Annotated in this window: 27 protein-coding genes; 5 read left to right on the top strand and 22 right to left on the bottom strand. The window is 70.4% G+C overall.

Annotation, left to right across the window (positions count from 1 at the left end):
* Positions 1-139 precede the first annotated feature (139 nt).
* Together ABZX37_RS42680 and ABZX37_RS42685 are read right to left on the bottom strand one after the other, a co-directional pair.
* Positions 140-2077 carry a DUF6779 domain-containing protein gene (locus tag ABZX37_RS42680; protein ID WP_354749659.1) on the bottom strand — a complete coding sequence of 646 codons (1938 nt, stop codon included), beginning with the start codon at positions 2075-2077 and terminating at the stop codon, positions 140-142.
* Between the two features lie 69 nt (positions 2078-2146).
* Positions 2147-2599: a DUF3180 domain-containing protein gene (locus tag ABZX37_RS42685; RefSeq protein ID WP_354749661.1), complete on the bottom strand. Its 453-nt coding sequence runs from the start codon at positions 2597-2599 to the stop codon at positions 2147-2149.
* A gap of 61 nt (positions 2600-2660) precedes the next feature.
* On the opposite strand from ABZX37_RS42685, the gene ABZX37_RS42690 reads away from it, so the two are divergent.
* Complete coding sequence (locus tag ABZX37_RS42690; RefSeq protein ID WP_354749663.1) at positions 2661-3608, top strand: MerR family transcriptional regulator; 948 nt, start codon at positions 2661-2663, stop codon at positions 3606-3608.
* Between the two features lie 133 nt (positions 3609-3741).
* Here the strand turns inward: ABZX37_RS42690 and folK are convergent, their stop codons facing one another.
* From folK to dacB, 13 genes are all read right to left on the bottom strand, one after another.
* Positions 3742-4236 (bottom strand): 2-amino-4-hydroxy-6-hydroxymethyldihydropteridine diphosphokinase, encoded by a 495-nt coding sequence (folK, locus tag ABZX37_RS42695; protein WP_354749665.1) that lies wholly within the window; start codon positions 4234-4236, stop codon positions 3742-3744.
* Positions 4233-4592, bottom strand: coding sequence for a dihydroneopterin aldolase (gene folB, locus ABZX37_RS42700; RefSeq protein ID WP_344265523.1), 360 nt, complete (start codon positions 4590-4592; stop codon positions 4233-4235). The genes folK and folB overlap by 4 nt, the downstream gene beginning before the upstream one ends.
* Positions 4585-5391: a dihydropteroate synthase gene (gene folP / locus ABZX37_RS42705; protein ID WP_354749667.1), complete on the bottom strand. Its 807-nt coding sequence runs from the start codon at positions 5389-5391 to the stop codon at positions 4585-4587. The genes folB and folP overlap by 8 nt, the downstream gene beginning before the upstream one ends.
* Before the next feature lie 26 nt (positions 5392-5417).
* On the bottom strand, positions 5418-6032 hold the full coding sequence (gene folE / locus ABZX37_RS42710; RefSeq protein ID WP_354749669.1) for a GTP cyclohydrolase I FolE: 615 nt from the start codon (positions 6030-6032) through the stop codon (positions 5418-5420).
* Entirely contained in the window at positions 6004-8418 is a 2415-nt protein-coding gene (ftsH, locus tag ABZX37_RS42715) for an ATP-dependent zinc metalloprotease FtsH (RefSeq protein WP_354749671.1), read from the bottom strand. Before ftsH ends, folE begins: the two co-directional genes overlap by 29 nt.
* Before the next feature lie 206 nt (positions 8419-8624).
* The gene (locus ABZX37_RS42720) at positions 8625-9446 is read right to left on the bottom strand and encodes an ESX secretion-associated protein EspG (RefSeq protein ID WP_354749673.1); all 822 of its coding nucleotides are present in this window, start codon (positions 9444-9446) and stop codon (positions 8625-8627) included.
* Positions 9447-9760: 314 nt separating this feature from the next.
* The gene (locus ABZX37_RS42725; RefSeq protein ID WP_354749675.1) at positions 9761-10564 is read right to left on the bottom strand and encodes an ESX secretion-associated protein EspG; all 804 of its coding nucleotides are present in this window, start codon (positions 10562-10564) and stop codon (positions 9761-9763) included.
* 80 nt (positions 10565-10644) lie between these two features.
* On the bottom strand, positions 10645-11958 hold the full coding sequence (locus ABZX37_RS42730; RefSeq protein WP_354749717.1) for a hypothetical protein: 1314 nt from the start codon (positions 11956-11958) through the stop codon (positions 10645-10647).
* Positions 11959-12098: 140 nt separating this feature from the next.
* Positions 12099-12467 carry a hypothetical protein gene (locus ABZX37_RS42735; protein WP_067576922.1) on the bottom strand — a complete coding sequence of 123 codons (369 nt, stop codon included), beginning with the start codon at positions 12465-12467 and terminating at the stop codon, positions 12099-12101.
* 171 nt (positions 12468-12638) lie between these two features.
* Entirely contained in the window at positions 12639-13193 is a 555-nt protein-coding gene (gene hpt, locus ABZX37_RS42740) for a hypoxanthine phosphoribosyltransferase (protein ID WP_037369179.1), read from the bottom strand.
* 3 nt (positions 13194-13196) lie between these two features.
* Positions 13197-14168: a tRNA lysidine(34) synthetase TilS gene (tilS, locus tag ABZX37_RS42745; RefSeq protein ID WP_354749677.1), complete on the bottom strand. Its 972-nt coding sequence runs from the start codon at positions 14166-14168 to the stop codon at positions 13197-13199.
* On the bottom strand, positions 14165-15181 hold the full coding sequence (locus tag ABZX37_RS42750) for a zinc-dependent metalloprotease (protein WP_354749719.1): 1017 nt from the start codon (positions 15179-15181) through the stop codon (positions 14165-14167). Before ABZX37_RS42750 ends, tilS begins: the two co-directional genes overlap by 4 nt.
* 109 nt (positions 15182-15290) lie before the next feature.
* The gene (gene dacB / locus ABZX37_RS42755; protein ID WP_354749679.1) at positions 15291-18323 is read right to left on the bottom strand and encodes a D-alanyl-D-alanine carboxypeptidase/D-alanyl-D-alanine-endopeptidase; all 3033 of its coding nucleotides are present in this window, start codon (positions 18321-18323) and stop codon (positions 15291-15293) included.
* 172 nt (positions 18324-18495) lie between these two features.
* Here dacB and ABZX37_RS42760 point away from each other — a divergent pair, with 172 nt between their 5' ends.
* Positions 18496-19014 carry an inorganic diphosphatase gene (locus ABZX37_RS42760; RefSeq protein WP_020664239.1) on the top strand — a complete coding sequence of 173 codons (519 nt, stop codon included), beginning with the start codon at positions 18496-18498 and terminating at the stop codon, positions 19012-19014.
* A 58-nt stretch (positions 19015-19072) separates the two neighbouring features.
* Here the strand turns inward: ABZX37_RS42760 and ABZX37_RS42765 are convergent, their stop codons facing one another.
* Positions 19073-20722 (bottom strand): MDR family MFS transporter, encoded by a 1650-nt coding sequence (locus ABZX37_RS42765; RefSeq protein WP_354749681.1) that lies wholly within the window; start codon positions 20720-20722, stop codon positions 19073-19075.
* Positions 20723-20926: 204 nt separating this feature from the next.
* Between ABZX37_RS42765 and ABZX37_RS42770 the strand changes: the two genes are divergently transcribed.
* Both ABZX37_RS42770 and ABZX37_RS42775 read left to right on the top strand, forming a co-directional pair.
* A complete protein-coding gene (locus tag ABZX37_RS42770; RefSeq protein ID WP_354749683.1) occupies positions 20927-21334 on the top strand; it encodes a YciI family protein in 408 nt (135 codons plus the stop codon).
* Positions 21331-22467, top strand: coding sequence for a sigma-70 family RNA polymerase sigma factor (locus ABZX37_RS42775; protein ID WP_354749685.1), 1137 nt, complete (start codon positions 21331-21333; stop codon positions 22465-22467). The genes ABZX37_RS42770 and ABZX37_RS42775 overlap by 4 nt, the downstream gene beginning before the upstream one ends.
* A 40-nt stretch (positions 22468-22507) precedes the next feature.
* Here the strand turns inward: ABZX37_RS42775 and glyA are convergent, their stop codons facing one another.
* The 3 genes from glyA to ABZX37_RS42790 all read right to left on the bottom strand — a co-directional run bounded on the left by glyA (position 22508) and on the right by ABZX37_RS42790 (position 25060).
* Complete coding sequence (glyA, locus tag ABZX37_RS42780) at positions 22508-23776, bottom strand: serine hydroxymethyltransferase (protein ID WP_354749687.1); 1269 nt, start codon at positions 23774-23776, stop codon at positions 22508-22510.
* A 158-nt stretch (positions 23777-23934) separates the two neighbouring features.
* Complete coding sequence (locus tag ABZX37_RS42785; protein ID WP_354749689.1) at positions 23935-24453, bottom strand: gamma carbonic anhydrase family protein; 519 nt, start codon at positions 24451-24453, stop codon at positions 23935-23937.
* 19 nt (positions 24454-24472) lie between these two features.
* Positions 24473-25060 (bottom strand): TetR family transcriptional regulator, encoded by a 588-nt coding sequence (locus ABZX37_RS42790; RefSeq protein ID WP_354749690.1) that lies wholly within the window; start codon positions 25058-25060, stop codon positions 24473-24475.
* Positions 25061-25182: 122 nt separating this feature from the next.
* On the opposite strand from ABZX37_RS42790, the gene ABZX37_RS42795 reads away from it, so the two are divergent.
* Entirely contained in the window at positions 25183-25641 is a 459-nt protein-coding gene (locus ABZX37_RS42795) for a GreA/GreB family elongation factor (protein WP_344265572.1), read from the top strand.
* Between the two features lie 48 nt (positions 25642-25689).
* Here ABZX37_RS42795 and ABZX37_RS42800 read toward each other — a convergent pair whose 3' ends face one another.
* From ABZX37_RS42800 to ABZX37_RS42810, 3 genes are all read right to left on the bottom strand, one after another.
* Complete coding sequence (locus ABZX37_RS42800) at positions 25690-26136, bottom strand: hypothetical protein (RefSeq protein ID WP_354749693.1); 447 nt, start codon at positions 26134-26136, stop codon at positions 25690-25692.
* A 102-nt stretch (positions 26137-26238) separates the two neighbouring features.
* Complete coding sequence (locus tag ABZX37_RS42805; RefSeq protein ID WP_354749695.1) at positions 26239-26574, bottom strand: metalloregulator ArsR/SmtB family transcription factor; 336 nt, start codon at positions 26572-26574, stop codon at positions 26239-26241.
* Positions 26564-26995 carry an SRPBCC domain-containing protein gene (locus ABZX37_RS42810; RefSeq protein ID WP_354749697.1) on the bottom strand — a complete coding sequence of 144 codons (432 nt, stop codon included), beginning with the start codon at positions 26993-26995 and terminating at the stop codon, positions 26564-26566. The genes ABZX37_RS42805 and ABZX37_RS42810 overlap by 11 nt, the downstream gene beginning before the upstream one ends.
* Positions 26996-26999: the final 4 nt, after the last annotated feature.

A 26999-nucleotide genomic window follows, 5' to 3' on the forward strand; every position in this document is an offset into this window, starting at 1 on the left:
GTTCGGGGGTGGTGTTTTTATTAACTTCATTCCACCACACTAACCCCCCCCCCCCCGCGCCGTCGTCACAATCAGCTTCGGGGTGCCCCACGCAACCAAGGGCGCAATGTCGCCCCCAGGCGACGAGCCAAAAGAAGAATTAATCCTCAGCCCGACGCCGCCGCCGAGGACTCCCCTCAGTCTTCCCATTAGCCGCAAGCAATTCCGTCACAGACCGCCCAGACGCATGGTGCCCAGTGTCCGCGGCCCGCCGCCCATGCGCAGCCTCTTCGCTCTCCTCAGCAGCAGAAGCCTCCCAAGCAGGAGGCTCCCCCTCTGGCCGCCGCCGACGCCCCCCAGAAGCCACTGGAGCAGCCTCAGCTTCCGGCCGACGCCGCCGCCCTCCAGACCCGCTGCCGACCGAACTCCGAACCGACTCCGGCAAAGTCGGGTTAACCGCATCCGCCCCCGGAGCCCCATGCCGCCCAGTAGGCGTGTCCTCAGCCAACGGCGACAAATCAGACCGGGAGAACTGCTCCAGCCGAGACGGCGCACGAGTCTGCGGCTCAGCCGCGGTCTCCTTCTCCACCACCGGTTTCTCCACCTTCTTCGGGGCAGCCTCAGCACGCCGATGCGCGACCGGCTCAGCAGGCCGGGAAATCGCAGTCCGCTCAGCAGGTTCCGGCCGCTCCTCCGGCCGCTGCGGAGCAGGCCGAGCCGCCAGCCGAGGCACCGGCCGCTCCTCCTTGACCGGCGGTTCCGGCTTGCTCACCGGCGCGACAGTCCGAGTCGGCTGCGCCTCGGCGACCGGCCGACGAGCAGGCTCCGGCGCATCATTCTGCGGCCGGGCTGCCCGCGGCCCCTGCCCGAACGAACCACGGGCCCGCTCAGCCTCCCGCGGCAACGGCTCAGTCACATTCCGCTGCCCACGCTCAGGAACGTCCTGCTCAAACGCTTCCGGAATCACGTGTGAACCAGACTCGCTTGCCGAACGACGCTCGGCCTCGTACGGCTCCGGCGCACGATCCGCGCGCGGCTTCGGCGCACCCCCACGAGGGCCAGCCTCCGGCGCACCACCGCGAGCGGACGGCCGCTCAGCATGCGCTTCCGGCGCACCATTTCGCGGCTCACGCGCGGCAAACGCGTCCGCGACACTCGCCCGCCCCTCATGCGGCCCCGCGTCGCCACGGCCGCCACGAGGCACGAACGCCTCCGCCAGGCTGGCCCGAGAATCGCGACCACCGCGCGGAACCGGGCTCTCCGATTCGACGTCGTCCTCGAACGGCTCCGGCTCGGCGGGCGGTTCCGGACGCTTCGGCTTCAACCGCGGCATCTGCTGGGTACGCAACTGGGTCGACCGGTCGCCATTCGGACCGGAACCGTTCAATCCAGCGCTGATCGAGCCGTTCGCGCCGGAAGTCCCATTGGCGCCATTGGTCTTCGCGGCCCCATTGGCGCCGCCGTTCACCGGCGGACGGCGACGCTCCGCGGGTGTCGCGTCGAGCACCCGGTCCATGAATTCGGTCGGCCGCTCCGGAACATCGACCACCTGCTTTTTCGGAGCGAGCAGCTGAGCCGGTTTCTTGCCATTGCCGTTCTTGGTCTCAGAACCAGCGGAAACGAGGCGCTGCTCGTCGTTCAACGAGCGCATCCGAGTCGCCTGCGCGGTGAGCGCGACGCGTTCCAGCAGCACTTCGCCGCCGAACAGCGAATGCAGACTTTCGCGCAGCGCAGCCACTTCGGCACGCAGCGCATCCAATTCTTCTCGTGACTGTGCCTGCGCGGCCTCGCGCGTTTCCGTCTCGAGTTCGAGCTCGTACTCCCGCCGGGCCGCGATTTCGCGTTCCAGCTCCAGTTCGTACACCGCCTGCGCCTCGGCGACCGCGTCCTCGCTGTGCGCCGCGTTCTTGCGGGCGCGAACAGCGAGGAAGGCGCCGATCAGGGCAGCCCAGAGCGCCGCGACGATCCCGAGCCGGAGGTACCGGAGGTCGTCGCTCAGCACCAAAACCACGGTGGCGCCGACGGCGAGGAGCAATCCGGCGACAAGCCACGGCCCGCCAGCGCGGCGGCCATGCGAGTCGTCACCCACGCCAGTCATGCCTGACACCGTACCTTCCGGTGATCCGAATGAGACCTAGTCGGTACTTCGAGCGGTGCCATCGAGGCGTTAACCGGTCGGGGACCGACGGTCCTCCGGCGGCGTCCGGCAGCAGTGCTCGAGCCACAAACCGGCAGCTACGAGCAGCGCCGCCGACACCGCCCCGACGACCGCCGACTTGCTGTCGGAGACCGCGGCGACGAGTTCGTCACGTCGCGGGAAAACATAGCCGAACGCGGCGATCCAGCCGCCGCCCAGAAACGCCCCGGCCAGCGAAGACGCCTTCGCCAGCGCGACCGCCCGCGCGATCCCGACCGCGTCGCCGTGGACCTGGCCCGACTTGATCCGCGACCGGATCGACAGGGCCAAACCGGCCTCGGCGATCGCGAGCACCGCGAAGGTCACCCCGGCGAGCAAGGGCAGCTGCGGCAGATCGCCGTAAGCGGCCTGGAACAGCACGTAGACCACGGCGAGGCCGAGGACCGCGGCCACGACCAGGTCCCGGGACCGCGTGAAGTGCATGACTCCACCGTACCGAGCCCGTTCTGGCAGGCTTGACTCTCCAGCGACTGGAGACTCCACGATGCCTGACATGCCTGCCACCACGGTCTTCACGATCGGCGAACTGTCCCGGCGCACCGGGCTGCCGGTGAAGACCATCCGGTTCTACTCCGACGAGGGCCTGCTCCCGCCCACGCAGCGGACCGGTGCCGGCTACCGGCTGTACGACGCGCACGCGCTCGCCCGGCTGGAGCTGGTGCGGACGCTGCGCGAGCTGGGCATCGGCCTGCCCGAGGTGTCCCGCGCATTGGCGCGCGAGACGACGGTGCGCGACCTGGCGACGAGCCACGTCGACGCTCTGGACGAGCAGATCCGGCGGTTGCGGCTGCGCCGCGCGGTATTGCGCGCGGTGCTGAAACGGGATTCCGAGCTGGAGGAAGTGAAACTGATGAATCGCATCGCCCAAATGCCGGACGAGGAACGCCGCCGTTTGGTGGACGAGTTCTGGTCCGAAATGATGGAGGGGCTCGATGTCGATCCCGAGTTCTACGCGCGAATGCAGTCGGCGAAACCGGATCTTCCGGATGATCCGGCTCCGGAACAGCTGGAGGCCTGGATCGAGTTCGCCGAACTCGTGCAGGACCCCGGGTTCCGGCAGTCCATCCGCACGATGAGCGAACGGCATTCGACCGCGCGGGAAGCGGGCGAGTACGAGCAGCCGACAAAGGCCCAGCAGGAAAACTGGGCGGCTTGGATGACCGACGCCCGGTCCGCGCTCGACGCGGGCCACGCGCCGGACTCCCCGGCCGGACGGGCGCTGGCGGACGCGATCGCGACCGCCTCGGCCCGCCCGGACCAGGACCCGGCCGACCCGGCTGTCCGTTACAAGATGGCCGACGGAATCGCCGTGGGGGCGGATCCGCGCGCCGAGCGGTACTGGCAGTTGCTCGCGACGATCAACGGCTGGCCCGCCATCCCCAGCAAGCAGGACGAGGTGCAGTTCCTGCTGGCGGCGCTGCGGGCCTCGTGAGTGCCTGCGCCGGTTAGAACCGGCGCAGCCGCTCACGACAAGCCGAGGCCGGACCCGCCGACCGGACGCAGCTTCTACCAGCGGGTTCCCGATCGTCGTGAGTGGCGGAGCCGGTCAGAACCGGCCTAGCCACTCACGACAAGGTGAGGTCGGGTCGCAGGACGACGCCCGCCCGGTCGGCTTCCGGCAGCCGGGCGAGCAGGTCGGCGGCCCGGCCGTGCCCGGGGACCTCGGCGTCCGGGTCGATCTCGAGCCACGGGATCAGCACGCTCGCCCGGTCCGGGGTCCCGGGGTGCGGCAGGAGCAGCTCCGGATCGTCGGACGTCACGCCCTGCACTGTCACTATGTCGACATCGAGCGTGCGCGGGCCCCAGCGCAGTTCGCGCACCCGGCCTGCCGCCTGTTCGGCAGCCTGCCCGGCGCGCAGCCACTCCCAGTGGTCGCGCGCCGGGTCGTCGACGATGCACAGCGCGTTCAGGAAATCGGGTTGGTCCTCGACGCCCCAGGCCTTCGTCTCGTACACCCCGGACACCGCGACGAGCGCCGGGCGCACCGCGTCAACCGCGCTCCGCAGATAGCCGAGCCGGTCGCCGAGGTTGGAGCCCAGCGACAGGACCGCGCGGCTCACCGCTCCCGCCGGACGGTGACCGCGACGTCGTCGAAGGTCAGCGGAATCGGCGCGGACGGCTTGTGCACGGTGACCTCGACGGCGGTCAGCCGGTCGTCGCGCATGACCTCGTCGGCGATCTTCCCGGCGACGCTTTCGATCAGGTCGTACGGCTCCCCGGCGACGATCCCCGCCGCCAGCTCGGCCAATTCGCCGTAGTGCAGCGTCTTGGTCAGGTCGTCCGACGCCGCGGCGGGCCCGAGGTCGAGCCACGCGACGATGTCGATGCCGAATTCCTGCCCGTCGCGCTTCTCGTGCTCGAAGACGCCATGTCGGCCGAACACGCGCAACCCCGTGAGCGTGATGCGGTCAGCCATCGGCCCGTCCTTGCTGCCAGGCTGCGGCCACCGCCACAGCGTCCAGTGAAGCCCCCACCTCGTGCACCCGCACCCCCCAAGCGCCGGCCGCGGCGGCCAGCGCCGAGATCGACGCGGTGGCGACCTCGCGGCCGTCCGGCGGCCTCGGCACTCCGTCCTTTCCGGACAGCAGCCGACCGAGGAAGCGTTTGCGCGAAGCACCGACCAAGACCGGGAAACCCAAGTCCAGCAACGAATTCAGCCCGTGCAGCAACGCCCAGTCGTGCTCGGCGTGCTTCGCGAACCCGAGGCCGGGGTCGAGCACGATCTCGCTGTCGGCAACCCCGGCCGCGATCGCCTCGTCGACCCGCTCCAGCAGCTCGCCGCGCACTTCGGCGACGACGTCGGCATACGTGGCCAACGCGTTCATGTCCTTGCTGTGCCCGCGCCAGTGCATCAACACCCACGGCACCTTGGTTTCCGCCGCGACTCGCCCCATCGCCGGATCGGCGAGCCCGCCGGACACGTCGTTGATCACCTTCGCGCCGGCCGCCACCGCGGCTTCGGCGACGGCGGCCCGCGTGGTGTCGACCGACAACACGACGCCTTCGGAAGCCAGTTGCCGGATCACCGGCAGAATGCGCGCGGCCTCGGTCTCCGCGTCGACCCGCGAGGCACCCGGCCGCGTCGACTCGCCGCCGACGTCGATCAGGTCCGCGCCGCGCGCCCACATCTCGCGCGCGTGCTCCAGCGCCTGGTCGACGTCGAGGTACCGGCCGCCGTCGGAGAACGAATCCGGCGTCACGTTCAGCACGCCCATCACGGCGCACCGCCCCGGCCGGGGGATCACCGGCGCCCCCGGATCAGCTCGATCGCCTCGGCGCGCGACGTCGCGGACGACCGCAGCATCCCGCGCACCGCCGACGTGGTGGTGCGCGACCCGGGCTTGCGGATCCCGCGCACCGACATGCACAGATGCTCCGCCTCGACGACCACGATCACGCCGCGCGGCTCCAGCCTCCGCACGAGTGCGTCGGCGATCTGCGAGGTGAGCCGCTCCTGCACCTGCGGGCGACGAGCGTAGAGATCGACCAGCCGGGCGAGCTTCGAGAGCCCGGTGACCTTGCCCTCGCCGTTCGGGATGTAGCCGACGTGAGCTACCCCGTGGAACGGGAGGAGGTGGTGTTCACAGTTGGAATACATCGGGATGTCCGTGACGAGCACGAGCTCCTCGTGCGATTCGTCGAACGTCTTCGCCAGCACCTCGTCCGGATCGGTGTAGAGGCCGGCGAACATCTCCTGGTAAGCGCGAGCGACCCGGGCCGGGGTGTCCTGGAGACCGTCCCGATCCGGGTCTTCGCCGCAGGCGAGCAGCAGCTCGCGAACGGCGCGCTCCGCCCGGTCCTGATCGAAGACCGGGCGGATGCCGTCTTTACTGCTTGTCTGTTCCGTCGACGTCACGCCGATGCTGCCCCTCGTCCGGCTGCTGGCCGTTCGCGCCGTCGGCGAACCAGCCCTGCTCACGCGGACGGTCTTCGGCGGGGCGCCACGGCTGCTGGCCGCCCGGGGACGTCGCCGGGGTCCAGCCCGGAGGCGCCCCGTAGTTCGGCGGTCCGCTCTGCGCACCGCCATGGCCACCGGGCTGGTAGCCGCCGCCTGCCGGACCGCCCGGCTGCTGCTGACCACCATACGGCTGGCCCCAGCGGCCGGTGCCGTTCGGCCCGCCCGCCGGACGTCCGCCGTTGGCGGGCGGGGCGTACGGGTTCGCGTTCGGGTCCGGAGCCTGATACGGCGGGCCGCCGGGAAGCTCACCCGCGCCAGGGGCCGTGCCGACCGGGGTCGGAGCGGGCTGCAGAGCGGGCTTTTCCTTCTCCGGAGCAGGCGGCGGCCACGGCTCGCCGCGCTCCATCGCCAGCTCGCCCGGGGTCTTGATCGGCGGCTTGTCCGACGGCGTGCGCTCGCCGAACTCGTTGAAGACGGTGATGTGCGGGCGCTTCTCGACGGTCGCGAAGATCCGCTCGAGGTCCTTGCGCTGCAGCGTTTCCTTCTCCAGCAGCTCCATGACCAGGTTGTCGAGCACGTCGCGGTAGGTGTTCAGCACGTGCCACGCCTCGGTGTGCGCGGTCTCGATGAGCTTGCGCACCTCCTCGTCGATCTCGTGCGCCACCTCGAGCGAGTAGTCGGCCTGCCGTCCGGCGGACCGGCCGAGGAACGGGTCGCCCTGCTCCTGGCCGTACTTCACCGCGCCCAGCCGAGCGCTCATGCCGTACTCGGTGACCATAGCGCGAGCGATCTTGGTCGCCTGCTCGATGTCCGAGGACGCACCGGTGGTGGGCTCGTGGAAGACGAGCTCCTCGGCCGTGCGGCCGCCCATCGCGAACACCAGCCGGCCGATCATCTCCGACCGGGTCATCAGCTGCTTGTCGTCCTCGGGCACCAGCAGAGCGTGCCCGCCGGTACGGCCGCGAGGCAGGATCGTCAGCTTGTACACCGGTTCGATGTCCGGCATCGCCCACGCGGCGAGCGCGTGCCCGCCCTCGTGGTAGGCCGTGATCTTCTTCTCCTTCTCGGAGATGATCCGGCTCTTGCGCGCGGGACCGCCGACCACCCGGTCGACCGATTCCTCGAGCGCGACGTCGGTGATCACGTGCCCGTTCTCGCGGGCGGTGAGCAGCGCGGCCTCGTTCAGCACGTTGGCCAGGTCCGCGCCGGACATGCCGACGGTGCGCTTCGCCAGCCCGGTCAGGTCGGTGCCCTGCGCGATCGGCTTGCCCTTGGCGTGCACCTCGAGGATCGCCTTGCGGCCGAGCAGGTCCGGCGCGGACACCGGGATCTGCCGGTCGAACCGGCCAGGGCGCAGCAGCGCCGGGTCCAGGATGTCCGGGCGGTTGGTGGCCGCGATCAGGATGATGCCGCCGCGGGCGTCGAAGCCGTCCATCTCGACCAGCAGCTGGTTCAGCGTCTGCTCGCGCTCGTCGTGGCCGCCGCCGAGGCCGGCGCCGCGCTGGCGGCCGACCGCGTCGATCTCGTCCACGAAGATGATGCACGGCGCGTTCTGCTTCGCCTGCTCGAACAGGTCGCGGACACGCGAGGCGCCGACACCGACGAACATCTCGACGAAGTCCGAACCGGAGATCGTGTAGAACGGCACGCCCGCCTCGCCCGCGACAGCACGCGCGAGCAGCGTCTTGCCGGTGCCGGGCGGCCCGTAGAGCAGCACGCCCTTCGGAATCTTCGCGCCGAGCGCCTGGTAACGCGCCGGGTTCTGCAGGAAGTCCTTGATCTCGTACAGCTCTTCGACCGCTTCGTCAGCGCCCGCGACGTCGCCGAAGGTCGTCTTCGGCATGTCCTTGTTGAGCTGCTTCGCCTTCGACTTGCCGAAGTTCAGGACGCGGTTCCCGCCGCCCTGGGCGTTGTTCATCATCCACATCAGCAGGCCGAGCACCAGCGCCAGCGGGATCGCGAAGATCAGGATCTGGGTCAGCAGGCTCTGCTGGGTGACCTTGGTGGTGAACTTGATCGGATGGTTCGCCTGGTTGTCGACGTTCGCGCCGAGGAGCTCTTTGTAGATGTCGTCGGTCGCACCGCCGGGGAACTGCGCGACGACCTGGTCGGTCTGCTGCCCCTCGATGTCGATCTTCTGCGTGAGCAGCAGTTTGAGCTGCTGCTCCTTGTCCTCGAGGCTCGCTTCCTTGACGTGGCCGGCCTTGACCTGCTGCATCGCCGTGGAGATAGGAGCCTGGGTGTAGCCACGATCGCTGTCGAAGATCGTGTTGTAGGCGAACAACGCCAGCAACCCCGCGACGATCCACAGCAGTGGGTTCCTGAGCACGCTCTTCCGGTTCATACGACTCGGCCCTTGCGGCCTCGACCCTCCCTGGTTGGGCGGCTCTTGTGATACCCGCCATCGCGATCTTGACAACCCGTGGGCGCCGCAGGGCACCCGTCCCACCAGGGTACCGTCCGGGCGGGCGGGGAAGCCTGGCGAGCCTCTCGCAGGTCAACGGCCAATCCCGCGCGAGGGTTCCCGTTCCGGGACGACACGTCACCCGGTTATCGGGTGTCGACCGCCACTGAAGCCACCATTTCACCCAGCCTGCTCCGCAGTGTCGCCGGGTCCGCCGGAGCGACGGTGACCCATTCGCGGCCGTCCGAACCCGCCCTCGACAAGCTCAAATACCGTCCGGTGGCGGTGTCGAACCAGCCGAGAACCCGGGACCGCTGCCGGTGTCCCAGCTGGGATCGGCTGTTCGCTGCGAGCTGACCTCCGCGCAGCCGCGGCTGGCCCGCGATGAGCCCGTAGGTCTCGCGCGGGTCGACAGTGGCGCGCTCGCTGAGCGACTGGCGTTTCGCCCGCCGTCCGCCCTTTTCCTCGGGCTGGCCGCCGCCCGCCGCGACCGGCACCCGGATCGGCTGGGTGTGCAGCGCCTCGTCCAGCGGAAGCGTGACCGACGCCTCACTGCCGCGCGGGCCGCCCGGCAGCAGTTCGACGATCGTGGACACCAGCGCATCCGGCTGGGTCTCGCGCAGCCAGATGCCGTCCGCGTCCTGGATCGCGACCACGCCGGTGCGCTCGTCGCCCGCGGCGAGCAGCGCGACCGGATGCGCCTCGAACTGCGGGATGTGCAGCGCGTCGATGGAGTGCGGGGCACGAGCGAGCAACGTCAGCCAGTCCTCGACGTCCGGCTCGATCCGGCCGCGGGAATCGCGGACGCCGCGGGCTTTCAGCTCGGTGTCGACCCGGTGCCGCAGCGACACGCGCTCGTTCTCGGTCGCGCCGTGCGAGCGCACGCGCAGCGGGTAGGGCAGCTCGCCCAGCTCGGCCGACTCCCACAGGAAGTCGAATGCCAGCGGCGAGAAGAACTCTTGGTGCATCCGGTGCTGCTCACCCTCCGGTCAACGATCTCCGGCCCAGCGTAGCGCCGGATCGGCAGTCTTCAAGCGCCCCGACGCCACATTGGGTGCATCCCGCGCACCCAATGTGGCGTTCGGTGCGTTCAGCGCACCCAATGTGGCATTGGGGCGGTTTCAGCCAGTAGCGCGCGGGCGTTCCCACCCCGGTCGGCTGGCCCGGCGCGATGCCCGCGATGCCGAGGTCCGTGAGGGGAACCCTCACGGACTCTGATTCCCTCAGGGTTCCCCTCACGGACCTTTGCGGAGAGAACCGCGTTGGGGCGGTTTCAGCTGGGTCAGAACGCGCCCGCGCTGGCCTGGTCGGCCACCCCGGCGAGCATTTCGCCGAGCCGGTGCCGCAGCGTCGCCGGGTCGGCGGGGGCGATGGTGATCCAGTCGCGTCCGTCGTGACCCTGGCTTGCTTGCGTGAAGTACCGGCCGGTTTCGGTGTCGAACCAGCTCAGCACGGTCGACCGGCTGCGTCCGCCGAGCCGGTTGCGGGCGTTCGCGCCGATCTGGCCGCCGCGCAGGCGCTGCTGGGCGTGCAGCCGGGCGAGAGCCTTGCGGTCCTCGTCGACGCTCGCGCGGCCGGAGGCGTCGACCTGGTTGCCGCGCCGCTGCATGAAGTCCACCCCGGACGCACCGACCAGCTGCTCCAGCGGCACGGTGATCGACTTTTCGGTTCCGCGCGGAGCGCCCGGCAGGAGCGAAATGATCGCCGTGGCCAGGCCGTCCGGCGCGCACGGGTGCAGGTGCAGCCCGCGCTGGTCCTGCACGGCGAACAGGCCGTCGCCGTTGGCGCTGCCCGCGACCGCGAGCAGCGGTTCGCCGTTCGGGTCGAGCAGCTGGACGGTGTCGAGGCTGATGTCCGGCGAGGCGAGGATGCCGAAGTAGTCCTCGACGTGCGGAGCGGGCCTGCCGCGGTCGTCGGCGAGCCCCCGGTCGGCGAGCGCGCCGAGCGTGCGCGTGCGCAGCGCCGAGCGCTCGTCCAGCGTCGCGCCGTGCGAACGGATCCGCAGCGGATACGGCAGCTCGCCCAAACCGGCCGACTCCCACAGGAAGTCCACCTCGATCGGCGCGAGCAGCTCCGCGTTCGGCATCGACCAACCCCCTACCCCGAGTGTTTGCGAACGCTCGCGGGCGCGTGACCGCTTCCGGTCACGCGCCCGCGAGCACTGCGTCAGTTGTCGTCGTCCGACCACGCGCCGATGACCGGCGGCGGGGTGGCCTCGTTGGCCCCGAACGCGTCGTCCGGGTCCGGCTCGATGAGGAACGAAGCGTGCGTGTGCTCCTCGTCCTCCTGGCCCGCGCCGTGCGCGCCCGCACCGCCGCCCATGCCGCCCATCGGGCTCATGCCGCCCTGGGACTGGCCGATGGTGCCGCCCGCCGGGACCACGCCCTGCTGCTGCGGAGCCGCCGACGCCGCGCTCTGCCCGTTCTGGTGCTCGGACGCGGCGGAGGTCTTGCCTTCCTCCTCCTTGCGCGAACCGCTGCGGTTGCCCTCGCCGAGCTTGCCGCCGGCGAGACCGGCGCCCGCGCCGATGGCGCCGAGGCCGAGCGCGGAACCGAGGCCGCTGCCGCCCGTGCTCGCGGGGGCCGGAGCGGCCGGGGCCGCGCCGACGCCGGAACCGGCGCCAACGCCCGTACCCACGCCGGGGCCGCCGGCGAGCGCGCCGCCCTCGAGACCGGAGGTGCCGTACTTGCCCGAGTCGGCCGAGACGTGCGCCGGAGCGCCGTGCCCGGCGACACCCGCGCCGCCGACCGCGCCGTGCGCTCCGACCGTGCCGAAGCTGCCCGGGGAGCCGAGCGCGCCGGGGCCGTCGGTGTGGCCGATGTCGTTGACGTTGGTGAACGAGTTGCCGTTGAAGTGGTTCGCGGTCGGCTTCATGCCGAGCGAATCCGGGCCGAAGCTCGGGGTCGAGCCGTCGACCTCGCTCATCGCCTGGGTGTAGGCGTTGAAGAACGCGACCTGCTGCGCCTTGACGTCGTTCGCGGCGTCCGCCTGCGCCTTCTGGTCCGCGGCCATCGCGGCCGGGCCGCCCGCGAGCGCGGCCGTCATGGCCTGCTTCGGGTCGTAGTCGCGCGGGGCCGGCATCTTCTTGACCTCGGCGGCCGCGGCGGCCTGCCGGGCGAGCTTGTCGGCCATCGTGTGCGCGGCGTCGGAGGCCTGCGTGCCCGAGTTGGCGATCGCCACGAGCGCGCCCTGCGCACCCGCCGCACCGTGGCCGACCCAGACGTTGCCCAGTTCGCCGATCGCGGTGTACAGGTCGTCGGACGCCTGCTTCAGCTCGGTGCCGTGCTTGGTCCAGTGCTGCCCGGTGGACTCGGCGGTGCCCGGGTCGTTGTCCGTGGTCGCGCCGATGTAGAGCTGCTGGCTTTCCTGCGACTGCCAGTTCGGCGGGTTGCCGATGGCGCGGTCGCCGCCGATCTCGAAGCCGCCGGAGCCGCTGCGCGCGGACGCGACGATGTCGTTGGCGGCCGAGTTCGAGCCCATCGCGACGGCGGAGCCGGGCGCGGGGACCGAGGACGACGTGCCGTAGCCGGAGGTGTTGTAGCCCGATCCGTCCGAGGCGGTGCCGCCCGGGGCCGAGGTGTTGGTGTTCGGTGCCATGACTGCGTGATCCCCCTAGGACGTCAGGCCTTGTTGCGGAACGGGTCGCCGGCGGACTGGTCGATCTCGTGGTAGCGGGCCATCGCCGCGACGATGCCTTCCTCCGCCGCCTGGTACTGGCCGAGCAGGTTCTGCAGCGCGGACGAGTAGGAGTCGCCGCCGCCGTCGGCGCGCTGCACGAACTTGGTCGCCATCGCCTTGCCGACCGGGTTCGCGCCGAGCTTCGGCGGCTGCGCGAGCGTGCCCGCGCTGTTCAGGAGAGCTTCGACCGCGTCCCGACCGGTCCGGATCTTCTTCAGCACGGTCTGCGCGGCATCCGGGTCGATGCCGACCTGGCCGTTGACAGCGGCGTTCTTGAACGCCGCGGCATCCGCCGAGCTGTTGTTGCCCATCTGCCCTCTCTCCGTTCCCCCGCGCGAGGACCAGCCCGTCGGCTGGTGTCACTCGTCCGCATGGCAATAGGTCTTCGCATAGGTTAACGCACCTGGTCGAGCCCTATGACGCGATTTCGGGCTTCTAGGTTCCGCACCCGAAAGTATTACCGTGAACCGTGCTGAACCGGACTATCCGGACGTGTAGACGTGCGGATCGAGCGTGCCGATGTAGGGCAGGTCGCGGTAGCGCTCGGCGTAGTCGAGGCCGTAGCCGACGACGAACTCGTTGGGGATGTCGAAGCCGATGTATTTGACCGGCACCTCGACCTTCACGGCTTCCGGCTTGCGCAGCAGCGAGACGACCTCGAGCGAGGCCGGGTTCCGGCTCGCCAGGTTCTTCAGCAGCCAGGACAGGGTGAGCCCGGAGTCGACGATGTCCTCGACGATCAGGACATCGCGGCCGGCGATGTCGCGGTCGAGGTCCTTCAAGATCCGCACCACCCCCGACGACGAGGTCGACGACCCGTAGGACGACACGGCCATGAACTCCAGCTGCGTCGGCACCGGAAGCGCCCGCGCGAAGTCGGTCATGAACATGACGGCGCCCTTGAGGACGCCGACCAGGAGGAGGTCGCCCTGGCCGTTTTCCGGGTGGTCCGCGGCGATCTTCGCCGCCAGCTCCGCGATCTTGTCTTTGATCTGCTGCTCGGTGATGAGCACGGAGGCGATCTCGCCCTCGTACACGGGTCATTCCCCTCGGGTGGTGGGTTCGGGTCCGGCAAGCGAAAGCCTGCCACGCCGCCGTCGAGCCTCCAAGTTGCCTGGCAGCCAGACCCCGCCCTGCCCCCGCCAGCGGGCCACGAGCGCGTCGACCGAACGCAGGTGCGCGTCGGTGAGCTCGCGGACCCCGGAGTCCAGCAGCCACCTGCGGAGAACCCGTCTGCGCAGCGCAGCGGGCTCGGCTGCAAGCACGGCTACGTCGAGGTCGTCTTCGCGGGCCGCGCGCTCATGCACGCGCGCAGCGAGTGTGTCCAACGCCTCGGTGTCTTCGCGCAGCTGTGCGGCCGTACGGGCTAAAGCTGGAGCGACTCCACCCGACAGCACGTCCTCCAGGAGCGGCAGTGCTTCCGTACGCAGCCGTACGCGGGTGAAGCGGGGATCGGCGTTGTGCGGGTCTTGCCACGGCTCCAGGCCGAGTTCTGCGCACGCCGCAACGGTTTGCGCGCGAGTGACGCCGAGCAGCGGACGGCCCCACGGCGGATCGTGCGGACGCATTCCGGCGAGCGACCGCGGTCCGGAGCCGCGGCCTAGACCGAGCAGCACTGTCTCGGCTTGGTCGTCCTGGGTGTGGCCGAGCAGCACGAGCCCTTCGCCGTTTGGCAACGCTTCGCGCAGCGCGTGGTACCTCGCGGCGCGCGCGGCTGCTTCGGGACCGCCTTTGCCTACGACGTGCACAGCATGCACCTCGACGACGTCGATGCCGACGCCCTTCACCACTGTCGCTGCTTCGGCGGCAACGACGGCTGAATCGGCCTGAAGACCATGGTCGACGACGAGCGCCCGTGTACGGACGTCTCGGTGCCGAAGCACGTACGCCGTCGCTTCAGCGAGCGCTAGGGAGTCCGCGCCGCCCGACACCGCGACGCACACTTCGCCGGGGACAGCGACCGTCGCGAGGAAATCGCGAACCGCTGTCCGGACCGCGGCGAGCGCACTCACCCGTGCAGTCGCCGCACCCAGGCCGCGGGGTCGGCGATCTCGGTGCGAGTCGGCAACGTGTTCGGCGAGCGCCAAACCTTGTTGAACCCGTCCATCCCGACCGCGTCCACCACGTGCCGCGTGAACTTCGCGCCTTCCTCGTACTGGCGGATCTTCGCGTCGAGACCGAGCACCGCGCGCAGCAGCCGGTCGAAAAGCCCGCCGCCCTGGCGACGCGCGGTGAACCGAGCCCGGATCTGTTCGACACTGGGCACGACCTGCGGACCGACCGCGTCCATCACGTAGTCCGCGTGGCCTTCCAGCAGCGTGGACAACGCCAGCAGCCGGTCGAAAACCGAACGCTCCTTCGGTGACTGCAGCAACTCCGCGATGCCGCCGCCCTTGCCGCGATTGCGCAGCGCGTCGGGCAGCCTGCCGACCAGTTCGGCCAGGCCGTCGGTGGAACTCTCCGCCAGCCCGGACACGAGCCGTTCGACCTCGTCGGCGAAGTAGTCGCGCAGCCACGGCACCGCGGTGAACTGCAGCCGGTGCGTGCATTCGTGCAGGCAGACCCACAGCCGGAAATCGCGCGCGGGCACCTTCATCGCGCGTTCGGCGGCCACCACGTTCGGCGCGACGAGCAGCAGCTCGCCCTTTTTCTCCTCGCCGCCGAACGGGTCGTACTGGCCGAGCACGCGGGAAGCCAGGAACGCGAGCAGCAGCCCGGTCTGCACGCCGGCGCCGGACGCCAGGATCGGGCCGAGCGGGCCGCCTTGCGCAGCTGGCAGGGCGCGGCCGGTGAGCTCGCCGAGACCGGACGCCGCGGACCGGACCCAGCCGGGCCGGTCCACCACGGTGCCGGGCAGCAGCGGCAGGTCGAGGCCGAGGCCGGTCAGCTCGCGGACGTGCCCCTCCGCCTCGGCGGTCAGCTCCCGCAGGTCGACCACCGCGCGGTCGGCCTCGCCGCGGGCGACCTGCGGGCCGCCGCGCACCAGCAGCGCGCCGGTGGCGGCTGCCCGGTCCCAGTCGACCATGGGCCGCCGTCGGGTCTCGGTTTCCTGGCTCACCCCTCCGACGCTACCTTCCGGTCCGGAATTGTGGGCAGCTCAGCCGAGCGGGTTCAGCGAGTCGGCTCAGTGCGGGCTACTTGCAGCCGCAGCCCCGCAAGGCCGTCGCCAGCACGTCGAGCGCCGCCTGTCCCGAATTCTTCTCCGAGCCGTTGGACATGAACGCGAAGGCGAGCACGCGGTTGTCGCTGTCGAGCACATACCCCGCGAGGGTGTTGACGCCGGTGAGCGTGCCGGTCTTGGCCCGCACCCAGCCCCTGCCGCCCTGGGTCTCACCCGAGTGGTACCGGCCGTGCAGCGTGCCTTCCGGGCTGCCCGCGACCGGCAGGCCAGCCAGCAGCGGACGCAGCTTCGGCGTGTTCGGGTCCTTGCCGTCCGGACCGGCCGCCGCGGCGAGCACCTGCGCCAGCAGCCTGGCGGGCACCTTGTTCTGATTGGACAGTCCACTCGTGTCGAACAGCTGAAGGCCGTTGACGTCGAAACCGTGGTCCGCCAACACCTTCTTCACCGCGGCGGAGGCACCGGCGAACGACGCTTCCCCGCCGGTGGCCATCGCGACCTGGCGGCCGAGCGAGTCGGCGAGCACGTTGTCGGAGATCTGCAGCAGCGCGTACGCGAGGTCCGGCAGCGGAGCCGACTGGACTTCGCCGAGCACCTTCGCGCCGTCCGGAGCCTTGGCGGCGCCGGCCGGGCTCGCGCCGAGTTTGTCCGCGACGAGCTGCGTGAGCGCGGTACCCGGGTTGCCCGAGCGCATGGTCTCGTCGACCTTCGGGTTGCCGCGTCCGCCGTCGGTCATGGCCGGGACGATCGGAGCGCCGTACAGCGACGGCGCGTCCCCCGGTTCCCAGCCCGGCGCGGTGTTCGGACCGCTGAAGGCGCTCGCGTCGAGCTGGACCTTCGTGACGTTGCCGCCTGCCTTCTTGACCTGGTTGACGAGGTCGTCGACGTGCGCCGCGCCTGGATAGAGCGGCGAATCGGTGCCGACCGGCAGCGCGGTGAGCGACGGGTCGCCGCCGCCGACGATGACGACCGTGCCCGGCTGCGCGCCCTGGACGATCTTGGTGGAGATCCGCTTCGTCGGTTCCATCGCGAGCAGCGCCGCGGAGACGGTGAGGATCTTCGTGGTCGACGCCGGGGTCAGCGGGGTGTTCGACGCGTGGTCCCACAGCACGGTGCCGCTGGCCGGGTCGATCACACTGCCGCTGAGCTGGGAAAGCGCTGCCGCACCGGCGGGACCGGACAGCTTCGAGCCGACCCCGTTCGCGGACGGTCCCTGTGCGGAGGTGTCCGGGCCGTGCAGCGCGAGGCTGGCGTCGGAGGGGTCGGGTTCGCTGCCCTTCGGCGCGTTCGGCGCCCACGGCAACCCGAGCCGGTTCGACACGGCGGGCACGGCCGACGCGCCACCCGCGGCGGCCAGCAGGAGCAGCACGACGAGCGCCAGGATCAACTCCTTCCGGCGCGGCTTCTTCCCCTCAGGCCGAGGCGCGTCGTCCGCGGGCGGGACCGGTCCGGCGCCAGCAGGCGGCTCCGGCGGGTACTGCTCCGCGGCATTGCGCGGCTGAATCTGCTCCGGACCTGGGCGTTCCGCGAAGCCTTCGGCCTGCGCGGGAATGCCGACGGTCGCCTCGGACGGCCCCTGGTTCAGGAAGCCCTCGGGCGGACGCGGAATCCCGACGGTCGCCTCCGCCGGGAACTGACCACCGGCCGGATCGATCCGCATCGGCCGCACGTGCCCAGCTCCCGCGGGCGGGACGGTGCCGGGCTGCGGTTCGGGCAGCCCGGGGCGGACCGGGATTTCGATCTGCTGCGACCACGGTTCGGATTCGTTCCGGCTCGCCTGCGACTCGTCTCCGGCACGGCTGGACGGCCCTTGGTTGGAGCTGGCGGCCCAGTTCTCCCGGGACTCGTCTCCGGCACGGCTGGACGACCCCTGGTTGGCCGCCCAGTTTTCCTGGGACTCGGCACGACCAGGCTGGCCGGGGTTGAGCCGCGCGGCGGCGGACCCTGGGACCGAGCCGGATTCGCCTCGGAAGCCGGTCCAGTTCTCCTGCGACTCCTCGCCGGTTCGGCCGGACCGCGCCTGGCCTGAGCCACCGGCTTCGCTCCGGAAACCAGTCCGGTCGTCCCCGCCACGACCCGGCTGAGCACCAGCGTCACCCCGACCGGACTGCGCCTGACCGGACTGGCCGGCGGCACCGGATTCGCCGGAGCCGGAGTCGTTGCGGAACGCGCCCCAGCCCTCCTTGGGCGGTTCCTCCCCCTGTTCGTCCCGCGCGACGATCGGGCGGAACGCCGCCCAGCCCTGGCTGTTGTCGCCAGTTCCCGGCGTTTCGTCCCGGAACGCGGCGAACTGCCCCGGCTTGCCCGCGGGCTCGCCCGTCCCAGCGGGCTGACCCGACTGACCCGACTGACTGGATTGAGCAGGCTGGCCGGACTGGAACGGATTCCACCCCTGCCCGTCGCCGGAAGCCCCAGAACCAGACCCAGTTCCAGCGGGCTCGAACAGCGAGTTCCCCGGTTTCCGCGCGGCCTGCCACGCGGGCGCGGAATCCTGCTGCTGACCAGGCGAAACGTTCGGCTGCGCGCGGACCGTCCGCTCCGCGGCCCCCTCCGCCGACGGCCTCCGCTGCTGCTGCGAAACCTGGAAAGTCTTCTCCGCCGCGCCCTCGGCGGAACCGACCGTCGACGACTGAACCGTCGCCTCGGCATCCGGACGACCGGCGTTGTCCCCAGGTCGCGGCACCCCGGCCACGAACCGGGTCGGCCCCTCCACCGGCACCCACGGCGCCTGCGGTTTCGGCTCCTCAGCGCGACCGGACGACGCGGGCACCGAGGTGCCGCTCATCCGGTCCGCGAGGTTCGACCGGGGCGGTTCCGGCGGCGCGGCGGGAGCGTCCGAGGGCGCGTTGAGGCCGGGGACCTCCTCGGGCGGGACGTTCGGCCGGAACCACGATCCCGGCCCGTCGCCCGGTGTGACGTTCGGCACGGAAAGCTGCGCGGTGGCTCCCGCGTCGCGCTTGGGCAGGGGAAGGCGGGAGGTCGCCCGGTCCGCCTGGGACGAGGTGTCCTCGTCGCCCGTGGGCCACCTCGGCTGGTCGTTTTCCGGCACCCACCACTCCTTCTCACCCGCCCCCGGAGGGGCCAAGGTCACATGCCGTCTGGCCGACATCGGCGCGACCCGCCGACGGGGCGTAGTCCACACTAGTGACGTCAACGAGGTCATTAGGTTGCCGCCCACGAGCGCGTGGGACACCGAGAGTCAAGAAGCAGCGAGGACGGCCGTGGAATTCGACGTCACGATCGAAATCCCCAAGGGGGAGCGCAACAAGTACGAGGTCGATCACAAGACCGGTCGGATCAAGCTCGACCGGACCCTGTTCACCGCGACCCAGTACCCGGCCGACTACGGCTTCATCGACGACACGCTCGGCCAGGACGGCGACCCGCTCGACGTGCTCGTGCTGGTCCAGGAGCCGACGTTCCCCGGCTGCCTGATCCGCTGCCGCGCGATCGGCATGTTCCGGATGACCGACGAGAAGGGCCCGGACGACAAGGTCCTCGCCGTCCCGACGAACGACCCGCGCCTCGAGCACCTGCGCGACATCCACCACCTGAACGAGTTCCACAAGCTCGAGATCCAGCACTTCTTCGAGGTCTACAAGGACCTCGAGCCGGGCAAGAGCGTCGAGGGCTCGTCCTGGGTGAGCCGCGCCGAGGCCGAGGCCGAGATCGCCCGCTCGTACGAGCGGGAGACGGACCGCCTCGCCAAGGAAGAGATCAACGGCGAAGCGCACCACTGAGCCAAACGCGAAAAGGGCCGTCCACCTGCCTGGTGGACGGCCCTTTTTTACTTCCCGATCAGCCCGCGAGGGCCAGTTCGCCCGCTTCCTGCTCGGCGCGCTGCTCCATCGCCGACTTGTCCGAGAGCGGCTTCTCCCGCAGCAGCCAGACCAGCGCGAACCCGACGGTCAGCACCGCGCCGCCGATCAGGAACACCGTGCTCATCGAGCTGGAGAACCCTTCCAGGATCGGCCGGGCGAGCACCGGGTCGAGCGTCGACAGGAACGAGGTGTCGTTCACGTCGAGGCCGCCGCCGGCCAGCTGCCGCGCGAACTCCGGGTGCTGCGCCAGCGCCGCGGTGTAGGCCGGGGAGGCCATCGCCGAGCGCACTGCCGCCGCGATCCGGTCGCCGACCGTGCTGAACAGGATCGACAGGAACACCGCAGTGCCCGCCGTGCCGCCGATCTGCCGGAAGAAGGTGACCGACGAGGTCGCGACGCCGATGTCGCGGGGCGAGACGTCGTTCGTGGCGGCCAGGGTCAGCGTCTGCATGGTCGAGCCGAGGCCCAGTCCGAGCACGAACGCGATGGCCATGACCACGCCGAGCGCGGTGTCCACGCCGATCATCGAGAACGAGAACACCGCCGCGGCCATCAGGCCGAGTCCGGCGACCGCGAAGCCCTTGTACCGGCCGGTGCGGGCGATGATCCGTCCGCTGCCGAGGCTCGCGACCATGATCCCGAGGGTGAGCGGCAGCATCTGCAGCCCGGCCTGGGTCGGCGTCGCGCCCTTCACGATCTGCAGGTACAGCGGCAGCGACATCATCGCGCCGAACATCCCGATGCCCTGGATCACGGTGACCAGCGTCGACACCCGGAACACCCCGTTTCCGAACAGCCGCAGCGGCAGCAGGGCGGCGTCGCCCATCCGGCGTTCCTGCAGGATGAACAGCACCACGCCGAGCGCGCCGACCAGGTACATCGCCAGCGACGCGGGCGAACCCCATCCCCATTCGCGGCCCTGCTCGGCAACGAGCAGCAGCGGCACGAGGCCCAGCGTCAGCGCGCCGGCTCCGAGGAAGTCGACCTTCTGGTCGACGCGGGTGTGCGGGAGGTTCAGCACCTTGCTCACGACGACCAGCGCGGCGAGCGCGATCGGGACGTTCACCATGAACACCCAGCGCCAGCCGGTGAGGCCGGCGAACGAGTCGAGTCCGGCGAAGAACCCGCCGACGACCGGGCCCGCGACGCTCGAAACGCCGAAGACCGCCATGAAGTAGCCCTGGTAGCGGCTGCGTTCCCGCGGCGAGGTGATGTCGGTGATGATCGCCAGCGCGAGCGACATCAGACCGCCCGCACCCAGGCCCTGGAACGCGCGGAACGCGGCCAGTTCGTACATCGATCCGGCCATCGCGCTCGCCAGCGAACCGGCGAGGAACAGCGAGATCGCGGTCAGGTACATCGGCTTGCGGCCGAAGAGGTCGGACAGCTTGCCGTACAGCGGCGTGGAAAGCGTCGCGGTGATCAGGTAGGCGGTGGTGGCCCAGGCCTGCAGGCTCTGGCCGTGCAGTTCGTCGGCGATGGTCTTCATCGCCGAGGACACGATGGTCTGGTCGAGGGCCGCCAGGAACATGCCGAGCATCAGTCCGGACAGAACCGTGAGGATCTGCCGGTGTGAAAGCCGTCCGTTCGTGGTGGCGCCCCCTTCCGCAGTGGCGGTGTCGCTCATGGTGGTCTCCCTCAGTGCCGGGTTACTTGCTTGTATCCCTCAACTACTTGCTCGCCACAACTGTTCCCGAAAAGCTTGCATTCATCAACCAAATATCGTGTGACGCTAATCTCGTGCCCGGCGATGTCGAGAACGGACGACCGGCTCCGTCCCTGGCGCGAACGTGACGGCAGCGAGCCGTCACCAGCACGGAGGAGAACCACAATGGCCAAGTACCTGCTGCTCAAGCACTACCGCGGCGCGCCGGCCTCGGTGAACAACGTCCCCATGGACCAGTGGACGCCCGAGGAGGTCACCGCCCACATCCAGTACATGCGCGACTTCGCGGACCGGCTCGTGGAGACCGGCGAGTTCGTCAGCGAGCAGGCGCTGTCGCCGGAAGGGGCGTGGGTCCGCTACGACGGCGAGGGCCGCCCGCCGGTCACCGACGGTCCGTTCGCCGAGACCAAGGACGTCATCGCGGGCTGGATGATCATCGACGTCGACAGCTACGAGCGCGCGGTCGAACTGGCCGGCGAGCTGTCCGCGGCGCCCGGCGCGGACAGCAAGCCGATCCACGAATGGCTCGAACTGCGCCCGTTCTACGGCGTGACGCCCTCGGTGACCGAGTGAACGACGAACTGCTGCGGGAACTCGTGCCCGCGGTGATCGGCATCCTCGTCCGGCGCGGAGCGGATTTCGCGTCGGCCGAGGATGCCGTGCAGGAAGCGTTGATCCGCGCACTGGACGCGTGGCGGGAAGATCCGCCGCGCGACCCGAAGGCGTGGCTCATCGCGGCCGCGTGGCGCCGGTTCCTCGACGCCACGCGGTCGGAATCCTCGCGCCGGGGCCGGGAGGTGGCGATCGACGCCGAGCCGCGGCCCGGCCCGGCGTCCGCAGTGGACGATTCGCTCCAGCTGTATTTCCTGTGCGCACACCCGTCTTTGACGCCGTCGTCGGCCGTCGCGCTCACCTTGCGCGCGGTCGGCGGGTTGACCACGAAACAGATCGCGCAGGCGTACCTGGTGCCGGAAGCGACTATGGCGCAACGGATCAGCCGGGCCAAGAAGACGGTGTCCGGCGTGCGGTTCGACGCGCCCGGCGATGTCGCGACCGTGCTGCGCGTGCTGTATCTGGTGTTCAACGAGGGCTACTCCGGCGAACTCGACGTCGCCGCCGAAGCCATCCGGCTCACCCGGCAGCTCGCGGCGGGATTCGACCATCCGGAAGTGGCCGGACTGCTCGCGTTGATGCTGCTGCACCACGCGCGCCGGGCCGCGCGGACGAAGCCGGACGGCAGCCTCGTGCCGCTTGCCGAGCAAGATCGCGGCGCTTGGGACACCCGGCTGATCGCCGAGGGCGTCGACATCCTGCAGGCAGCGCTGGCCCGCGACCAGCTCGGCGAGTACCAGGCCCAAGCCGCCATTGCCGCGCTGCACGCCGACGCTCTCGCGGCGGAGGAAACCGACTGGGTGCAGATCGTCGAGTGGTACGACGAACTTCTCGCCCTGACCGACAGCCCGATCGTCCGGCTGAACCGGGCGGTCGCGGTCGGCGAGGCGGACGGGCCTCGCGCTGGGCTGAAAGCTCTCGCCGAATTGGACGACAAGCTGCCGCGGCATCACGCGGTAGCGGCGTACCTGCACGAACGCGACGGAGACCTGGCCACGGCCGCGCGGCTGTACAGGGAGGCGGCGGAGAAGGCACCGAACCTAGCCGAGCGCGAGCACTTGATCAGGCAGGCGGCTCGGCTCAACAACTCGTGAGTGGCGATCACGGGGAGAACCGCGATCGCCACTCACGACGTCACTCGGCGTAGCCCGGAATCGGGAACGGCTGCAGGAACTCGCGAATCTCCGCCGCGATCGCGTCCAGCGCACCGTCCTGCTGCGCCGCCGCGGCGGTCACCGTCCGGTCGATCCAGTCCGCGACCTGCACCTGGTGCTCGGGCTTGAGCCCGCGCGTGGTGATCGCCGACGTGCCCAGCCGGATGCCGGACGGGTCGAACGGCTTGCGCGGGTCGAACGGCACGGTGTTGTAGTTCAGCTCGATGCCCGCGCGGTCCAGCGCCTGCGCGGCGGGCTTGCCGGGCACCGCCTTGTTGGTCAGGTCGATCAGCAGCAGGTGGTTGTCCGTGCCGCCGGAAACCAGGTCGTAGCCGCGCTCGACCAGCGCTTCGGCCAGTGCCTTGGCGTTCGCGACGATCGTGTGCGCGTATTCGGAGAACGACGGCTGCTGCGCCTCCCCCAGCGCGACCGCGATGGCGGCCGTTGTGTGGTTGTGCGGGCCGCCCTGCAGGCCGGGGAACACCGCCTTGTCGACGGCCTTCGCGTGGTCGGCGTCGGAAAGGATCATCGCGCCGCGCGGGCCGCGGAGAGTCTTGTGCGTGGTCGTGGTGATGACCTGCGCGTGGCCGACCGGCGACGGGTGCGCGCCGCCCGCGATCAGGCCGGCGATGTGCGCGATGTCGGCGACCAGCACGGCGTCGACCTCGCGGGCGATCTCGGCGAACGCCGGGAAGTCGATGGTGCGCGGGATGGCCGTGCCGCCCGCGAAGATCAGCTTCGGCCGGTGCTGGCGGGCGAGGTCGCGGACCTGGTCGAGGTCGACGCGGCCGGTTTCCTTGCGGACGCCGTAGCGGACCGGCGTGAACCACTTGCCGGTGGCGGACACGCTCCAGCCGTGCGTGAGGTGGCCGCCGTCGGGCAGCGCCATGCCGAGCACGGTGTCGCCCGGCTTGGCGAACGCCAGGTACACCGCGAGGTTGGCCGGGGAGCCGGAGTACGGCTGGACGTTCGCGTGGTCCGCGCCGAACACCGCCTTCGCGCGCGCGATCGCCACCTGCTCGACCTGGTCGATGAACTGCTGGCCCTCGTAGTAGCGCTTGCCGGCGTAGCCCTCGGAGTACTTGTTGGTGAGCACGCTGCCGGTGGCCTCGAGCACCGCCTGCGAAACGTAGTTCTCGGACGCGATCAGGCGGATCTTGTCGTGCTGGCGTTTGGCCTCGTCCTCGACGAGACCGGCGATCCGCGGATCCGCCGAGGACAGTGCGGACAAGGCGGGCTGGTGTGTCATGGCGTACTCCGGCTCTGCAGTGGCCCTCACCCAGGCGCGCGGTGCCGGCCTCGTCGTCGCTCCCCGGTGGTGCTCCACCTCTTGAATGGCGCCAGTCGCTGCTGCGGGACGAAGTTTAGTGCACCGCACCAGCCCGCGTCCGGTCCTCGGGAAAGCGCTCAGACCTGCTCGAGGCCGCCGCGATGCCGCCGGGCGAGTTCCTGGTAGACCGCCGCGTTGTGGTCGACCCACACCCGCGCGGAATCGGTGAGTTCCACGAACTTCTTCGCCGGGCTGCCCATCGCGATCGTCTCCGCCGGGACCTCGGTGCCCGGCGTGACCGTCGACCCCGCGGCGACGAACGCGCGCGGTCCGATCACCGCGCGGTCGAGGACCGTGGAACCGTTGCCGATCAACGCCTGTTCGCCGACCGTGCAGTCGTGCACGAGGCACTGGTGCCCGACGGTGACGTTGCGGCCGACCTCGGTCGTCTCGGGTCCGGAATGGATCACCGAGTTGTCCTGGATGTTCGCGCCCTCGCGGATGACGATCGGGCCGAAGTCCGCGCGGATCACCGCGCCGTACCAGACCGAAGCGTCCTTCTCGACGGTCACGTTGCCGATCAGGGTGGCGGTGGGGGCGATCCAGGCTTCCGGGTGGACCTGCGGGCTGACGCCGTCCAAGGAGAACAAAGGCATGCCGGGAGCCTAAGCGGCGTCAGCGGTACCCGGCGAAGCAGAGCGCCTCGATGTCGCCGCGGAGGCTCGCGGACGACCGCGGCCGGACCCGCTGCTGCACCACCGCGCCGAGCAGGTAGCTCAGCAGCGAGCGGGCACGGGCGCGCGGGTCGTCGACGTCGAGCGGGACGAGGAGTTCGACGAGCAGTTCGGTGATCGAGGTGAGCATGGCGTCGATCGCCTGCGGATGCTGCGCGCGGCCGGCGGCGATCCAGTACTCGAACCAGAGGAACGCGCCGCGCGGATGGTCGGCGAACTCGGCGAGGTAGGCCTCGGTCACCGCGAAAAGCCGTTTGCGCGGGTCGGCGTGCTTGTCCGCGACCTTGCGCAGATCCGCCGCGAAAGTGTTGATGTGCGCGGCCATCGCCCGGTCGATGAGCACGTCGATGTCGGCGAAGTAGTAGTGGATCGCGCTCTTGGTGAGCGGTCCGGCCTCCGCGATCGCGCGTACCGTGCAGCCGCCGAGTCCTTCGCGGGCGAGGACCTTGCGAGCCGCTTCGACGATCTGTTCCTGCTTCTGCAATTGGTTGGGCGACAGCTGGGTGCTGCGGCCAGGCACGGCGCTCACGGTGATCCTCGTTACGTTTGTCAGGACGGCAGCCCTGAATCCTAGGCCAGTCGTCCCAACGTCTTCCGGCGGGTGAAAAACCGGATTGGCCACCCCGGTCCGCGCAGCGGACAATGCCCGGCATGGTGATCTCAGGGGACAAGGGGCTCAGCGAGGCGGCGCGCCGTCAGCTGGAAAAGGAAATCGCGGACCTGCGTGCGCAACGGGAGGCGCTGTCGCCGCAGCCGGGCGAGCAGGAACGCACGGGGGACGCCGCCGACCAGGCGGACGTGATCGACCGCGCCGAGGCAGCGGCGCGACTGGACCGGCAGATCGCCGACGTCACCGCGAAGCTGGAGCACGGCGCGTACGACAGCTCGCTGCTTCCGGACGGCACGCGCGTTTCGCTGCGTTTTTCCGACGGTGACGAGGAAGAGTTCACCGTGGTGACCCTTCCCGGCGAGGACGCGGACGCGATCACCTCGGACAGCCCGCTCGGCATCGCGCTGTCGAAGGCCAAGGCAGGCGAGGAAATCAGCTACCGCACCCCGCGCGGGCAAGCCACCGCGACGGTGCTGAAGCTGACCCCGCCCGCCAACTGACCACAGAGGACAGACAGTGGCCGCCCCGGTTTTCCGGGGCGGCCACTGTTATTTGTCCGCGTTGGCCACCGTTTCGGCCTGATACCCGTACACGCCGTCGTTCTCGACCGCGACGTGCCAGCCGCCGCAGTCCTTGTCCGTCCGCTTGTGCTCGCCCGCGGGCCACCAATCCGCGGTGAGCGTCGGGGATTTCGCCTCGGCCTTTCCTGGCTTGCACAGGGACGGCAGCCCGGACGGACCTGGTTGATAGCGCAGGATCCGCTCCGAACCGGTGGTGCGGATCAGCTCGGTGACCGACTTCGCGTCGTCGGGCACCCACGACGGAAGCCGGGCGTCCGGGTTGGCCTTGCCCTGTTTTCCGGTGTCGTAGGAAACCGCCTTCACGTGGCCGTTCGACTTCTCCTCGATCGAGGAGCCGAGGCCGCACGACGCGACCGTGGCCAGCGCCGCGATTCCGGTCGCGGCCAGTACCGCCTTGTTCCGCACGCTGTTCATGGCTTCCAGTCAACCGAGACCGGCCCGCCCTGCCCTCGTTCTTCCGGCCCTTGCTGCCAGCCAGTCGGCCGACTCCGTCCCTCAGATGAGTGAAATCGCGGGTCATTCTTCGCGGTCGAGATGAGCCCGCAAGGCGGCGAGCGGACCGTCCCAGTCCCGCGCGAGCGCGGCGAGGAACTGCTGCGCGACTCGCATCGGCGCGGAATCAAGCCGGTACCGCACCCGGCGGCGCTCGCCGGGTTCCGCGGCGACCAGCCCGGCGTCGGACAGCAGGCCGAGATGCTTGGCGATCGCCTGCCGCGTGATCGGCAGCCGGGCCGCGAGATCCGTCGCCGTCGCCGGACCGCGCGCGGCCAGCTCGGCGAGGATCGCACGCCGGGTCGGATCGGCGAGCGCGGCGAAAACCTGCTCGGCGACCGCTTCGGACTCAGCCGGCATCGAGACTGGCCGCCAGCTCGTCGAGTTCGCGTGCCCAGCCTTCGACGTGCGAGCGATAGGTGGCCGGGTACTGGCTGTCCGGCAGCTGCGCGAACCCGGATTCGACCACCGTGAGCTGGGTCCCGCCGTCGCGCGCCCGCAGGGTGAACTCGACGTACGTGCGCCGCGGGTCATCCTCCGGCATCCCGTCGACCTGCCAGGTGAAGCCGAACACGGAGGCCTCCTCGACGCGCTCGACCCGGATCTCGGCACTGCGATCGCCGATCCACGCCACCCGCCCAAGTCCGCCTGGGCGCAGGTCGATCTCGGCCTCGTCGCCGAACCAGGCGCGCAGGCCGTCGGCCGTGGTCAACGCCGTCCAGACCGTCGCAGGCGGCTGCGCCAGCTCGACCGTCCGCTCGATGCGGTCGGGAAACCCCATGCCG

The sequence above is a fragment of the Amycolatopsis sp. NPDC004079 genome, assembly GCF_040610415.1.
In the GTDB taxonomy this organism is placed as follows: Bacteria; Actinomycetota; Actinomycetes; order Mycobacteriales; family Pseudonocardiaceae; genus Amycolatopsis; species Amycolatopsis halotolerans.

Coding starts and splice junctions, on each gene's coding strand:
- glyA (WP_354749687.1), bottom strand. CDS start 23,776: ATGACACACCAGCCCGCCTTGTCCGCACTGTCCTCGGCGGATCCGCGG.
- ABZX37_RS42735 (WP_067576922.1), bottom strand. CDS start 12,467: ATGGGCAACAACAGCTCGGCGGATGCCGCGGCGTTCAAGAACGCCGCT.
- ABZX37_RS42720 (WP_354749673.1), bottom strand. CDS start 9,446: ATGCACCAAGAGTTCTTCTCGCCGCTGGCATTCGACTTCCTGTGGGAG.
- ABZX37_RS42795 (WP_344265572.1), top strand. CDS start 25,183: ATGGTGATCTCAGGGGACAAGGGGCTCAGCGAGGCGGCGCGCCGTCAG.
- ABZX37_RS42800 (WP_354749693.1), bottom strand. CDS start 26,136: ATGAACAGCGTGCGGAACAAGGCGGTACTGGCCGCGACCGGAATCGCG.
- ABZX37_RS42785 (WP_354749689.1), bottom strand. CDS start 24,453: ATGCCTTTGTTCTCCTTGGACGGCGTCAGCCCGCAGGTCCACCCGGAA.
- ABZX37_RS42770 (WP_354749683.1), top strand. CDS start 20,927: ATGGCCAAGTACCTGCTGCTCAAGCACTACCGCGGCGCGCCGGCCTCG.
- folP (WP_354749667.1), bottom strand. CDS start 5,391: ATGGGCGTGCTGAACGTGACGCCGGATTCGTTCTCCGACGGCGGCCGG.
- ABZX37_RS42810 (WP_354749697.1), bottom strand. CDS start 26,995: ATGGGGTTTCCCGACCGCATCGAGCGGACGGTCGAGCTGGCGCAGCCG.
- ABZX37_RS42805 (WP_354749695.1), bottom strand. CDS start 26,574: ATGCCGGCTGAGTCCGAAGCGGTCGCCGAGCAGGTTTTCGCCGCGCTC.
- ftsH (WP_354749671.1), bottom strand. CDS start 8,418: ATGAACCGGAAGAGCGTGCTCAGGAACCCACTGCTGTGGATCGTCGCG.
- ABZX37_RS42680 (WP_354749659.1), bottom strand. CDS start 2,077: ATGACTGGCGTGGGTGACGACTCGCATGGCCGCCGCGCTGGCGGGCCG.
- ABZX37_RS42765 (WP_354749681.1), bottom strand. CDS start 20,722: ATGAGCGACACCGCCACTGCGGAAGGGGGCGCCACCACGAACGGACGG.
- ABZX37_RS42730 (WP_354749717.1), bottom strand. CDS start 11,958: ATGGGCTCGAACTCGGCCGCCAACGACATCGTCGCGTCCGCGCGCAGC.
- ABZX37_RS42750 (WP_354749719.1), bottom strand. CDS start 15,181: ATGGTCGACTGGGACCGGGCAGCCGCCACCGGCGCGCTGCTGGTGCGC.
- ABZX37_RS42725 (WP_354749675.1), bottom strand. CDS start 10,564: ATGCCGAACGCGGAGCTGCTCGCGCCGATCGAGGTGGACTTCCTGTGG.
- ABZX37_RS42690 (WP_354749663.1), top strand. CDS start 2,661: ATGCCTGACATGCCTGCCACCACGGTCTTCACGATCGGCGAACTGTCC.
- folB (WP_344265523.1), bottom strand. CDS start 4,592: ATGGCTGACCGCATCACGCTCACGGGGTTGCGCGTGTTCGGCCGACAT.
- ABZX37_RS42685 (WP_354749661.1), bottom strand. CDS start 2,599: ATGCACTTCACGCGGTCCCGGGACCTGGTCGTGGCCGCGGTCCTCGGC.